This is a genomic window from Aeromonas sp. QDB30, assembly GCF_027707645.1.
Lineage (GTDB): Bacteria > Pseudomonadota > Gammaproteobacteria > Enterobacterales > Aeromonadaceae > Aeromonas > Aeromonas caviae.
The window spans coordinates 13,592-25,534 of sequence record NZ_JAPCIY010000028.1 but is presented as its reverse complement, the minus strand read 5'-3'; the positions used below and the strand labels follow the sequence as shown (position 1 = coordinate 25,534).

Sequence of the window (11,943 nt, the reverse complement as noted above, 5' to 3'; positions counted from 1 at the left end):
GTTAAAGCCTCCCAAAAGGGATGTCAAAGACCCGGATACCATAAGGGGAGCTGGCTCGAACCACGGGCTGACGCACCCAGGACGATGGCGGAAAGCGGCCGCCCGGCCGAGTGATGACGAGCCCGGTGCGGCGGGGGCACATCGTCTCTCTTGGCCAAAAGCGGTATCATCGGGGCAAGTTTATCGAGGGAGAGTGCGCGTGCAGATTTATCTGGTAGGAGGGGCGGTACGGGATCGCCTGTTGGGACTGCCCCAGGGTGACAGGGATCACCTGGTGGTCGGCGCCACGGTGGAGCAGATGCTGGGTCTCGGATTCACCCAGGTGGGCCGAGACTTTCCAGTCTTTCTTCACCCGAAAACCCAGCAGGAGTACGCCCTGGCGCGCACCGAGCGCAAGCAGGGGCAGGGTTACACCGGCTTCGTCTGCCATGCCGCCCCCGAGGTGACGCTGGAGCAGGATCTGCTGCGCCGGGATCTCACCATCAACGCCATCGCCGAAGATGAGGACGGGCAACTGCACGATCCCTACGGCGGCGTGCAGGATCTGGAGGCGCGGTTGCTGCGCCATGTCTCGCCGGCCTTTGCCGAGGATCCCCTGCGCATCCTGCGGGTGGCGCGCTTCGCCGCCCGTTTCCATGCCCAGGGGTTCGTGGTGGCCCCCGAGACGCTGGGGCTGATGCGCGAGATGACGGAGGCTGGAGAGCTGGCCCACCTGACCCCGGAGCGGGTCTGGAAGGAGCTGGAAAAAGTGCTGCTGGGGCCGACACCCCAGATCTTCTTCGAGGTGCTGCGCGAATGCGGCGCACTCAAGGCGCTCTTCCCCGAGCTCGATGCCCTGTTCGGTGTGCCGGCCCCTGCCAGATGGCACCCGGAGATCGACACCGGCATCCACACCATGATGGTGCTGGCGCAGGCATGTCGTCTCTCCCCCGAACTGACCGTGCGCTTCGCGTCCCTCTGCCACGACTTTGGCAAGGGGCTGACCCCGCCCGCCTTCTGGCCGAGCCATCACGGCCATGGTCAGAAGGGGTTGCCGCTCATTCGCGATTTTTGCGAGCGCTTCCGGGTGCCGAACGAGTGTCGCGATCTGGCACTGCTGGTGAGCGACTTGCACACCCATATCCACATTGCCTTCGAGCTCAAGCCCGCGACCCTGCTCAAGGTATTCGACAAGGCCGATGCCTGGCGCAGACCGGAGCGCTTTGCCCAGCTGCTCGATGCCTGTCGCGCCGACTTCCACGGTCGTACCGGCTTCGAAGAGAAGGTCTACAGTCAGCCGGACTATGTCGCTCAGGCCCTGGAGGCGGCGCAGGCTGTGCCGGTCAAGGAGATAGTGGCGGCCGGCTTCAAAGGGGAGGCAATCCGCGAGCAGCTTGCCAAGCGGCGGCTCGATGCCATCAGCCGGGTGCGCGACGAGTGGACCTTTATCGAGGAGTAAACGCTGCAGCCGATCGACGCTCAATCGACGGCGTGATATGGGCGAAGCATAAAAAAGCCCGGGTCAATGACCCGGGCTTTTTGTCGTGCGGCGTGGGCTGCTCAGGAGAAGCAGGCCTGCAACACGTAGAAGATGGCGATGGCCAGGATGGCGCCCGCGGGCAGGGTGATGACCCAGGAGACCACGATGTTGCGCAGCACGCCCAGGTTCAGGGCCGCGATGCCCCGTGCCAGACCGACGCCCATGACGGCACCGACCAGGGTCTGGGTGGTGGAGATGGGCAGACCGGTGCCGGAGGCGATCACCACGGTGGCGGCGGTGGCCAGCTGGGCGGCGAAGCCACGGCTCGGGGTCAGGTGGGTGATGCCGGTGCCGACGGTCGCCATCACCTTCTCGCCCATGGTGGCCAGACCGATGACGATGCCGATGCCGCCAAGGGGGAGGATCCACCAGGCGATGTGGGAGCTGCCGCCGATCTCGCCGCCGGCCGCCACGATGGAGGCGACTGCAGAGAGCGGACCGATGGCGTTGGCCACGTCGTTGGAGCCGTGGGCGAAGGCCATGGCGCAGGCGGTGATGATCATCAGGATGCCGAATACCTTCTCCACGTTGGCGAAGTGCATCTTGCTGTCATCTTTCGGGTTGTACTGCTGGCCGCGGATATAGATCCAGCCGGCAAACGCCACCGCGATGGAGATGGCGACGGAGAGCAGCGCGCCCTCGCCATTGCTCAGGTGCAGACCGACGTGGGTCAGCCCCTTCTTGATGGTCACCAGGCAGATGACCAGGGACGTCAGGAACATATAGAAGGGGACATAGCGCTTGGCGTTGTCCAGGGGATTGTCCGTGTTGAAGATGAGCTTCTGCACGCTGATGAACATGAAGTAGGCGATGATGCCCGAGATGGCCGGCGTGATGATCCAGGAGCCGACGATGCCGCCAAACTTGTTCCACTGTACCGCTTCCGGACCGATGCTCACCACGGCGAAGCCCACGATGGCGCCGATGATGGAGTGGGTGGTGGAGACGGGCCAGCCGAAATAGGAGGCCAGGATCAGCCACAGACCCGCAGCCAGCAGGGAGGCGATCATGCCGAGCACCAGCAGATCCGGCGTGTCGGCAAAGGCGTTGCTGTCGATGATGCCGCTGCGGATGGTTGCCGTCACTTCGCCACCGGCCAGATAGGCACCGGCAAATTCAAAGATCATGGCGATGATGATCGCCTGACGGATGGTCAGGGACTTGGTGCCGACCGATGTGCCCATGGCGTTGGCGACGTCGTTCGCACCAATGCCCCAGGCCATCAAAAAGCCGAACAAGGCCGCCACGAGCACCAGGGTGGTGCCGTAATTCGCGATAATGTCCATTAGTAGTGTTTACCCAGTCAGTCGATTACGAACGAGCCAGCATCAATTCCAGACGGGCGCCAACGCGCTCTGCCTGATCAGCCAGGTCACCTACCCATTCGAGGATCTTGTAGAGGAACATAACGTCGATCGGATTGTATTTGTGCTCAACGGCTTGCAGCTGTTGGCGCAGTCCGATCTGCATGGTGTCAGTATCGTCCTCGATGAGATCCAGCTGGTGGATCATCTCGGCAACCATTTCAACTTCACGTCCTTTAAAGCCGGTTTCAAGCAGCTCATCGAGTTCTCCGATGGCTTTTTCGGCTTGGGCGGTCGCATCGATACAGCGTTTGAGATAGGCCATGAAATCGGCGCGCATCTCGGTGGGGAATTCCATCTTGCGGCCAAGCATGCGACCGGAAATATCCTTGGCACGGTTGGCAATCTTGTCCTGCTGGGTCAAGAGCTCCAGCAGATCGGTACGGGCGACCGGCAGGAACAGGCCGCGGGGGAGTTTCAAGCGGATTTCGCGCTTGAGGATGTCCGCTTCTTTTTCCAGCTGGGCGATCTGTTGCCGGATCTTCTCGGCATCTTCCCAGCGGTCTTCAGCGACGGCATCAAAGAAGGGAATGAGCTGTTCGCAGCACACGTGAACCTTGACGATATGCTTCTGCAGCGGCTTGATGGGGGACTTGGCAAAAAGACCCAAAATAGTATTTACTGGCATGGCCAAACCTGTGTCGGTGAAAAAACACTCGATACGATTTTATGAGGGGCGCATGGTAACCGAACTGTGCCATCAATAAAACCGTGAATTAATCGTGAACTGTCGCTGGCATTATATCCTCGCGACCCTGAACATGCCCCCCAAAGTTGCCCGCCAGCCCGGAATGACTATGCAAACTGAGATCGAGATAAAGTTTTTCGTCACCAGCAATATTCAAGAATCCCTCTCCAAGCTTCTGAATTCACTAGAGATTATCTCTTCCAATCAAGCCGCTCTTGGCAACGTCTATTTCGACACGCCCGATCTGGGTTTGCGTGGGCTCGAGATGGGGTTGCGCATTCGTCGCAGCGATGATTTTTCCGAGCAGACCATCAAGTGCCGGGGGCAGGTCGTGGGTGGATTGCACGCCAGACCCGAGTACAACGCCCCGGTGGAGGGCACCATTCCGACCCTGTCTGCCTTTCCTGCCGATATCTGGCCGAGTCTGGCAGTGCGCGATGAACTCCAGAGCCGTCTGGTGGCCCAGTTCAGCACCGATTTCCTGCGCCGCCACTGGCTGATCGCATTCGGAGATGCCGAGATCGAGCTGGCCTGGGATCAGGGGGAGATTGTCGGTGCCCTGGGGCGTACCGGGATCGACGAGCTGGAGCTGGAGCTGAAATCCGGTGATGCCCGCGCCCTGTTCACCCTGGCGAGCAAGCTGGCGGCGCTGGGAGGATTGCGGCTGGGTGCCCAGTCCAAGGCGCAGCGCGGATACAGGCTGGCTGGGCTTGGCAAACCACTGGCCGTGCAGCCCCTGCAAAGGATTGAGGGCAAAGATCAGAAGGCCAGCATTACCCTGGGTATGCAGCACTGGCAGTATCATGAGCAGCTCTGGCTCGAGAGTGACGATGCTGGCGAACAACAACGGGCGCTGCATGCCCTGCTCGAGGGGGTATCCCTGGTTGCCGAGGCGGCAGGCACGCTGACGGTGCCACCCTCCTGGCTGGCCGACCTGCAGGCGCAACAGCGTCTGATGATGCAGGTGGCCGGGGATCGTGCATCATTGCATGCCCTGTTCCACCATGCCGACCTGGTGGGCCTGCAGTTGTCCATCGCGGCCTGGCTGCATCTGGGGGAGTGAATCCTCAGTGGTGCAGAGCGCAAAAAGGTGAGCCCGGGCTCACCTTTTTTATGGCAGTTGCACCTTGAGCGGCGCTATCAGTTCACCACGGCCACGTTGATGGTGCCGTTGCCCTGGGTCATGCGGACCCGGGCACCAGGTACAAAGGTGGGGCTGGCCTTTTGTACCACCACGATGGATTCGCCGTTCTCTTTCTTGATCTCGAGCTCGACCCCGTCAACCTGGTTGAGTTTGTCCCCTGCCGCCTTGCCGGCCGCCGCACCCGCAATGGCGCCACCGGCCGCCGCGATGTCACTGCCACGACCGCCGCCTATGGTGCTGCCGAGCAGGCCGCCGACCACGGCACCGCCAATGGTGCCGATCAGGGAGTTCTCATCGGCCTGGATCTTGACGGGGCGGGTGGAGAGGATGGTGCCATAGCTGACGGTCTGTACCTGCTTGGCGCGATCCTTGGTGTAGACATCGCCGGAGTAGACGTCGCTGTTGGCACAGCCAGTGATGGCGGTGGTGGCCGCCAGCAGAGTGACGAGAGCAATACGTTTGAACATGATGGGCCTCCTGGGCGGGCATCGGATTAATCTGGTGATGAATTGCACTTTACGCCAACCAGATTGAGCATTAAACCCGCAAAGTGTAACCAATTATGTGGCCGGAAGGCTCCCGTGCCGGTGGTGGATGGTCAGGTCAGGGCTTTTTCCAGCAGCAGGCGATCCTCGCCCGGCCCGAAGTAGCCTCTCTCTTCTGCCAACTGCTGATAACCCAGCCTGAAGTAGAGGCGCTGGGCCGGATTGGCGGGATCCACGGTCAGCCTCACCCGGGCAACCTGCAAATGCGCCAGAGCCTGCTCCACCTGCAACATCATTTGCTCGGCCAGGCCGAAGCCGCGCGCTTCGGGACGCACCGCGAGGGAGAGCAGCCAGCCCTGCGACCGATCCTGACCAAGCCCCCCCAGGGCATAGCCCAGCAGCCGGTCTTCCCGCTCCGCGACGACCAGCAGTTCGGGCCACAGATCCATGGCCTGGCGAAAGAAGAAACCGGGGTAGACATCCTCGCCGAAGACATCGGCATCTATCTGCCAGATGGCGTGCATGTCGGTGTGGGTGGCAAGGCGCAATACGGGGGACGAGTGCATCGGGGCTCCTCTCATCGGGTCTCTGCTGCGGGGCAGCCAAAAAGGAGGCACAGGGTAGAAGGGGCGGGGAGTCGATGCAAGGGGGGCATTTGTGGCATGCCGCAGATAAAGAAACAGGGCCCGCAGGCCCTGTGTCATCAGAGGAGGCTGGTCGCCTGCTCCAGCCAGGCGAGATCCTCGCCCTCCAGCAGCGGGCTCAGACGGCGGTAGACCTCCGCATGGTATTCGTTGATCCAGCGGAACTCCGCCGGGCTCAGCAGGCTGCGATCGATGAGGCGGATGTCGAACGGCACATAGGTCAGTCGCTCGAAGCCCAGCATCGTCAGCTCGCCACGGGCTTCCTGCTCGGTCACCACCACCAGGTTTTCACAGCGGATGCCGAAGGCATCTTCCCGGTAGTAGCCCGGCTCGTTGGAGAGCACCATGCCCGGCTGCAGGGCCACCAGGCTGCCCTTGGGGGCGATGCGCTGCGGACCTTCGTGCACGCTGAGGAAGTGGCCGACCCCGTGTCCGGTACCATGGTCGTAGTTGTAACCGGCTTGCCACAGGGGCATGCGGGCCAGCACGTCGAGCTGGATGCCGGCAGTGCCGCGGGGGAAGCGGGCCTGATCCAGGGCAATATGACCCTGCAGCACCCGGGTAAACATGGCCCTGTGCTCGTCAGTCACCTCACCCACTTTGACGGTGCGAGTGATGTCGGTGGTGCCGTCCAGGTACTGGGCGCCGGAGTCCACCAGATAGATGCTGTCCTGGCCGAAGGCGCGCGGGGTACCGTTGGTGTGGCGGTAGTGGCACATGGCGGCGTTGGGGCCGAGTGCCGAGATGGTGTCGAAGCTCGGCTCCACATAGTGCTCCTGCTCGTGGCGGAAGGCTTCCAGCTGGTCGGCCAGGGTGCCTTCGTCCACACCGTCGAACTCGCCGCTGGCGATCAGGCGATCCAGCCAGGCCAGGAAGCGGGTGACGGCAACGCCGTCGCGCAGGTGGGCGGCACGCATGCCGGCCAGCTCCACGGGGTTCTTGCACGCCTTGGGCAGCATGGTGGGATCCTGGCCGGCCACCAGAATGGCGCCCGCCTCTTCCATCACGAGCTGGGTCCAGGCGTTGGCGGTGTTGGGGTCGGCCAGCACCTTCTGCTGATCCTCGCCGATGCGCTGCAACACGTCACCCAGCTTGTCGATGGGGTAGACGGAGACATCCTGCCCCACGTGCTGGCTGAAGGCGAAGCAGTCGATCTTGTCGGTGTCGACGAAGAAATCCATGGTGGCGTTGGCGTAGAGCACCGCAAAGCCCAGCACCACCGGCAGGCGTTCCACGTCGCGACCACGCAGGTTGAGCAGCCAGTTGATGGGCTCGGCCTGGGTCAGCAACACCGCATCCAGCCCGCGCTTGCGCAGATCGCTGGCCAGCATTTCGCGCTTGGCCTGGCTGGACTGGCCCGCCAGCTCCTCGCTGTAGAGGATGACAGGGCTCTTGGTCGGAGCGGGACGATCGCTCCAGTGCAGATCGATGGGGTTCTCGTCGATGCGCACCAGCTCGATGCCGTGATCGGCCAGCACGGCGTTGGCGTTCTGATACCAGGCCAGGCTGTGCAGGCGGGCATCGAAGCCGACCCGGGAGCCTGAGGGCAACTGCTCCGCCAGCCACTGCACGTGGGGGTCTTCATTGAGGTGGAGAAACTCGAACAGCTCGGCCGGCGCCTGCATGCGGGCCTGCACGGTATAACGACCGTCGATGAACAGGGCCGCCCGATGCGCCAGGATGATGGCGAGCCCGGCGGAGCCGTTGAAACCCGTGATCCAGTCCAGCCGCTCGGCATAGGCGGGAATGTACTCCCCCAGATGCTCGTCGTCGTGGGGAACGATGAAGGCGTCCAGCTCCAGCGTGGCCAGTGTGGCCCTGACCTGGGCGACGCGGGTTTCAATAATCTCGAAATGGTTCATGTCGTTATTGCCAGCTTGTGGTGATGTGAGTGTTCATTGATGGTGGCCGCTTGCCAGGATCTGTCTGATCGATTGGCCTGCCGCCTCGATGTGTTGCTTGAGCAGTACCACTGCTTCGTGCTTGCGCCGGGCGCGGCACAGTTCAAGGAGTCGGGCGTGCTCCCGCTCGGCCTTGTCCACGCCGCCCTGGTCGAACAGCAGTTCGAAACGCACATAGCGGTCGCAGCTCAGATTGATCTGGGCGATCAGTTCCAGTGCCTGGGGGCGATTGGCTGCCTGGTAAAGGGTGGCGTGAAAGCGGTGATTCAACTCGGCCCAGTGTTCGATCTGGGTGCCAGACTCCAGCGCCAGATCAAACTGGGCGAGGATGGCTTGCGCCTGGGCGAAGGTCTCCTCCGTCATCAGGTCGACGGCGTGGAACAGGGTATCGGCTTCGAGCAGTGCCCGCAAATAAAAGAGCTCCTCGATGGCCGAGGCATCCAGCATGGTCACCACGGCGCCGCGATGGGCCTCGAACTTCACCAGCCCCTGAGCTTCCAGTTGCATCAGGGCTTCCCGCACCGGGATGCGGCTCACCGCCAGCTCCTTGGCGATGGCGTCCTGGCGCAGGGGGGCGCCCGCAGCAAACTCGCCACGCAATATCCGGCCGCGGAGGTTCTCCATCACCATCTGGGTTCGGGTCTTGTAAGGTGGGGTCATGCTGGGGTCACGGGCAGGTTGCAAAATTGTATATTGTATAAAGTTTGGCTGAATCTAACGCGCAAGGGCCGTCAAGGCAAGGCTTGGCGGGAGCCATATGCCGCGCATCGGCCAAAAAAATACCGGCCAGCAGGGCTGACCGGTACGGGATTGCGAGACGCGAGGCGCGTTTCTTACAACTGCGGGCCCGCCGCGACCAGGCGTTTGCCTTCGTCGTTGTCGGTGAAGCGCTCGAAGTTCTTGATGAAGCGCCCGGCCAGATCGGCCGCCTTGGCATCCCACTCGGCCTGGTCGGCGTAAGTGTCTCGCGGATCCAGGATGGCGGGGTTGACGCCCGGCAGCTCGGTCGGCACTTCCAGGTTGAACACCGGCAGTACCTTGGTCGGCGCCTTCTCGATGGAACCATCCAGGATGGCGTCGATGATGCCACGGGTATCCTTGATGGAGATCCGCTTGCCTGTGCCGTTCCAGCCGGTGTTGACCAGATAGGCTTCAGCCCCTGCCGCTTCCATCCGTTTCACCAGCTCCTGGCCGTACTTGGTCGGGTGCAGGCTGAGGAAAGCCGCGCCGAAGCAGGAGGAGAAGGTCGGGGTCGGCTCTGTGATGCCGCGCTCGGTACCGGCCAGCTTGGCGGTGAAGCCGGACAGGAAGTGGTACTTGGTCTGCTCCTTGGTCAGCTTGGCGACCGGGGGCAGCACACCGAAGGCGTCTGCGGTCAGGAAGATCACCTTGGTGGCGTGCCCCGCCTTGGAGACCGGCTTGACGATGTTGTCGATGTGATAGATGGGGTAGGAGACCCGGGTATTCTCGGTGCGGGAACCGTCGTCGAAGTCGATGGTGCCATCGGCGGCCACGGTCACGTTCTCCAGCAGCGCATCGCGGCGGATGGCGTGGTAGATGTCCGGCTCGTCCTCTTCGGAGAGCTTGATGGTCTTGGCGTAGCAGCCCCCTTCGAAGTTGAACACGCCGTGATCATCCCAGCCGTGCTCGTCATCGCCGATCAGCTGACGCTTGGGATCGGTGGAGAGGGTGGTCTTGCCGGTGCCGGAGAGGCCGAAGAAGATGGCCACGTCCCCATCCTTGCCCACGTTGGCGGAGCAGTGCATGGAGGCGATGCCGCGCAGGGGCAGGAAGTAGTTCATCATGGAGAACATGCCCTTCTTCATCTCGCCACCGTACCAGGTGCCGCCGATGAGTTGCATCTTCTCGGTCATGTTGAAGGCGACGAAGTTCTCGGAGTTGAGACCCTGCTCCTTCCAGTTCGGGTTGGTGCACTTGGCACCGTTCATCACCACGAAGTCCGGTTTGAAGGTCTTCAGCTCCTCTTCGCTCGGGCGGATGAACATGTTCTTCACGAAGTGCGCCTGCCAGGCCACCTCGGTGATGATGCGCACTGCCAGGCGGGTGTCCGGGTTGGCGCCGCAGAAGCCGTCCACCACGAACAGACGCTTGCCGGAGAGCTGTTTGGTGACCAGCCCTTTCAGATGTGACCACACTTCCGGGGTGATCGCCTTGTTATCGTTTTTACCCTGGTCAGACCACCACACAGTATCCTGGGTAGTGGCATCTTTGACGATATATTTATCTTTAGGGGAGCGGCCGGTGAAGATGCCGGTGTTGACGTTGACGGCGCCAAGCTCGGTGACGACGCCACGTTCGAAGCCCTCAAGGTCTGAGCGGGTCTCTTCAGCGAAAAGCTGCTCATAGGAGGGGTTGCGAACGATTTCCTGGCTGTTTTTGATACCGTATTGGTCCAGCTTCAGTTGTTGGGCCAGGGTGGGTTCTAGCACGATTGTCATTGTATTCTCCTGGGTTCAGAGGTGTGTAGGGTTCTATCTGACGTTCATGCTACCACCTAGGTGGTAGTTTTTAGCGATCGCCATCAAACTTTATAAAATAGGGTATTTTTTTGTTATTTAAGTTAAAGGCGGGTTTTGCCCGCCTTTGATTAGTGTAACTGGTTTGCATCATTACCGGGAGCCCTGCTGAACAGGGTTTCGATGTCTATCCCGTCGAATTCGTAGTGGGCGCCGCAGTAATCGCAGTGCATGTCGATCTTGCCGAGCTCCTGCACCATGGATACCGCTTCCTCCTTGTCTATCTGCAGCAAGGCCCCTTCGCAACGGGCGCGGGAGCAGGTGCAGCGGAACTCGATGGCCTGGGGATCGAACACCCGTACCTTGTCCTGGTGGTAGAGGCGGTAGAGGATCTCTTCCGCGTCCAGACCGAACAGCTCCTCGTCCTTGATGGTGGTGGTGAGCTGGACCAGGTGGTCGAAATCTTCGCTGTGATCCTCGCTCTGGGCCGGCAGCTCCTGCAGCAGGATGCCCGCCGCACGGGGCTCGCCCTCGTGGTGGCCGGTGCGGATCCAGAGGCGGGTGGCCAGTTGTTCGGACTGGGCGAAGTAGTGCTCCAGACAGGCCGCCAGGGTGTCGGCCTCCAGGGCGATGATGCCCTGATAGCGCTCTCCCTGATCCGGAGTGATGGTGATGACCAGATGACCGTTGCCGATCAGGCTTTGCAGCTTGCCGTCCGTCGGCAATTCCCCTTCATAGCGTGCCACGCCGCGCAATTGCTGGTTGTTGTCGCCGTTGATGACGGCCAGACGCACCGGACCGTCCCCCTGCAGCTGCACCGTGATGGAGCCTTCGAACTTGAGGGTGGCGGTCAGCAGGCTGGTGGCAACCAGCAGCTCGCCCAGCAGGTGCTGCACCTGTACCGGGTAGTTCTGGGCGTCGATGATGTGGCGGTAGGTACGATCCAGCTGGACCAGCTCCCCACGCACTTCGTACTCTTCGAACAGATAGCGATACAGGAGGTCTTGGTTACTCATCATGGTTTCCTAGGATGTTCTTGGGGAAAAATAAACACATTGTTAAACAGGTGGTTAGGAACTAATTCCTCCACCTGTCGTCATAAAGGGGCCACAGACGCGGATTAGGATTGCTTGACCCGGATAAGCTGGCGTCGCTCCTGCTTGTCAGGTCGGCGCTCCGGGCTTGGGGCAAACTGGCTGTTGAAGCGGCGGGCTTCGCTGTTTTCGGCCCGTTTCTTCAGGCTGGCCTCTGTCTCTTCATAGAGTTGCTGGGCCAGCGGGGCGGATTTGCGCTGCTCGCTCACCTCGAGCACCCGCACCTCCCGCTCGTCCTGGCCTTGCCAGAATCGCACCAGGGCGCCGACCTCGACCGCCTTGCCCGGCTTGGTGCGCTGGCCGTTGTAGTGCACCTTGCCGCCGTCGATCTGATCCCGCGCCAGACTGCGGGTCTTGTAAAAGCGGGCGGCCCACAGCCACTTGTCGAGACGGACCTGAGTGCTGCTTTGTGCTGGATTCGACATGGATCGGCTCCGGGATGGCTGAAAAGGTGCCTGATTATACCAGAGGCGGGCCCCGGGATAGAAACAGGGGGCATCCGGGTGTGACGGAAACTGAATTTTCACCCCTTGGTCCCATCCGGTCGGTTGTCTCTGGGTCCATTGCCGTACACAATAGCCAACCGACTTGGATGCCAGACAATTTTGAGAAAGATGACGCTACCGT

The 11,943-nt window shown here is 61.7% G+C and carries 11 protein-coding genes; 2 read left to right on the top strand and 9 right to left on the bottom strand.

Going from position 1 to position 11,943, the window contains the following annotated elements; all coding sequences use genetic code 11:
• The first annotated feature begins 199 nt into the window (after positions 1-199).
• On the top strand, positions 200-1,438 hold the full coding sequence (locus PG896_RS10680) for a multifunctional CCA addition/repair protein (protein ID WP_052815540.1): 1,239 nt from the start codon (positions 200-202) through the stop codon (positions 1,436-1,438).
• A 101-nt stretch (positions 1,439-1,539) separates the two neighbouring features.
• Here the strand turns inward: PG896_RS10680 and PG896_RS10675 are convergent, their stop codons facing one another.
• Together PG896_RS10675 and PG896_RS10670 are read right to left on the bottom strand one after the other, a co-directional pair.
• Positions 1,540-2,805, bottom strand: a complete 1,266-nt coding sequence (locus PG896_RS10675; protein WP_069784272.1) for an inorganic phosphate transporter — start codon at positions 2,803-2,805, stop codon at positions 1,540-1,542.
• 25 nt (positions 2,806-2,830) lie between these two features.
• On the bottom strand, positions 2,831-3,511 hold the full coding sequence (locus PG896_RS10670; RefSeq protein WP_010675736.1) for a TIGR00153 family protein: 681 nt from the start codon (positions 3,509-3,511) through the stop codon (positions 2,831-2,833).
• A 169-nt stretch (positions 3,512-3,680) separates the two neighbouring features.
• On the opposite strand from PG896_RS10670, the gene PG896_RS10665 reads away from it, so the two are divergent.
• Positions 3,681-4,634 (top strand): CYTH domain-containing protein, encoded by a 954-nt coding sequence (locus PG896_RS10665; protein ID WP_270835691.1) that lies wholly within the window; start codon positions 3,681-3,683, stop codon positions 4,632-4,634.
• A gap of 77 nt (positions 4,635-4,711) precedes the next feature.
• Here the strand turns inward: PG896_RS10665 and PG896_RS10660 are convergent, their stop codons facing one another.
• From PG896_RS10660 to hslR, 7 genes are all read right to left on the bottom strand, one after another.
• Positions 4,712-5,182: a glycine zipper 2TM domain-containing protein gene (locus PG896_RS10660; protein ID WP_010675734.1), complete on the bottom strand. Its 471-nt coding sequence runs from the start codon at positions 5,180-5,182 to the stop codon at positions 4,712-4,714.
• A gap of 131 nt (positions 5,183-5,313) precedes the next feature.
• Positions 5,314-5,766: a GNAT family N-acetyltransferase gene (locus PG896_RS10655; protein ID WP_270835690.1), complete on the bottom strand. Its 453-nt coding sequence runs from the start codon at positions 5,764-5,766 to the stop codon at positions 5,314-5,316.
• Positions 5,767-5,903: 137 nt separating this feature from the next.
• Positions 5,904-7,706, bottom strand: coding sequence for an aminopeptidase P family protein (locus tag PG896_RS10650; protein WP_041213951.1), 1,803 nt, complete (start codon positions 7,704-7,706; stop codon positions 5,904-5,906).
• A 33-nt stretch (positions 7,707-7,739) separates the two neighbouring features.
• Entirely contained in the window at positions 7,740-8,405 is a 666-nt protein-coding gene (locus tag PG896_RS10645; protein WP_103858235.1) for a GntR family transcriptional regulator, read from the bottom strand.
• A 173-nt stretch (positions 8,406-8,578) separates the two neighbouring features.
• The gene (gene pckA / locus PG896_RS10640) at positions 8,579-10,204 is read right to left on the bottom strand and encodes a phosphoenolpyruvate carboxykinase (ATP) (RefSeq protein WP_201871853.1); all 1,626 of its coding nucleotides are present in this window, start codon (positions 10,202-10,204) and stop codon (positions 8,579-8,581) included.
• 149 nt (positions 10,205-10,353) lie between these two features.
• Entirely contained in the window at positions 10,354-11,238 is an 885-nt protein-coding gene (gene hslO, locus PG896_RS10635) for an Hsp33 family molecular chaperone HslO (protein ID WP_010675729.1), read from the bottom strand.
• A 104-nt stretch (positions 11,239-11,342) separates the two neighbouring features.
• Positions 11,343-11,741 (bottom strand): ribosome-associated heat shock protein Hsp15, encoded by a 399-nt coding sequence (gene hslR / locus PG896_RS10630; protein WP_010675728.1) that lies wholly within the window; start codon positions 11,739-11,741, stop codon positions 11,343-11,345.
• Positions 11,742-11,943: the final 202 nt, after the last annotated feature.

Bases quoted from the DNA above. Each gene is read 5' to 3' on its own strand.
- PG896_RS10675 (WP_069784272.1), bottom strand. From the start codon at position 2,805: ATGGACATTATCGCGAATTACGGCACCACCCTGGTGCTCGTGGCGGCC.
- PG896_RS10670 (WP_010675736.1), bottom strand. From the start codon at position 3,511: ATGCCAGTAAATACTATTTTGGGTCTTTTTGCCAAGTCCCCCATCAAG.
- PG896_RS10665 (WP_270835691.1), top strand. From the start codon at position 3,681: ATGCAAACTGAGATCGAGATAAAGTTTTTCGTCACCAGCAATATTCAA.
- PG896_RS10660 (WP_010675734.1), bottom strand. From the start codon at position 5,182: ATGTTCAAACGTATTGCTCTCGTCACTCTGCTGGCGGCCACCACCGCC.
- PG896_RS10655 (WP_270835690.1), bottom strand. From the start codon at position 5,766: ATGCACTCGTCCCCCGTATTGCGCCTTGCCACCCACACCGACATGCAC.
- PG896_RS10650 (WP_041213951.1), bottom strand. From the start codon at position 7,706: ATGAACCATTTCGAGATTATTGAAACCCGCGTCGCCCAGGTCAGGGCC.
- PG896_RS10645 (WP_103858235.1), bottom strand. From the start codon at position 8,405: ATGACCCCACCTTACAAGACCCGAACCCAGATGGTGATGGAGAACCTC.
- pckA (WP_201871853.1), bottom strand. From the start codon at position 10,204: ATGACAATCGTGCTAGAACCCACCCTGGCCCAACAACTGAAGCTGGAC.
- hslO (WP_010675729.1), bottom strand. From the start codon at position 11,238: ATGAGTAACCAAGACCTCCTGTATCGCTATCTGTTCGAAGAGTACGAA.
- hslR (WP_010675728.1), bottom strand. From the start codon at position 11,741: ATGTCGAATCCAGCACAAAGCAGCACTCAGGTCCGTCTCGACAAGTGG.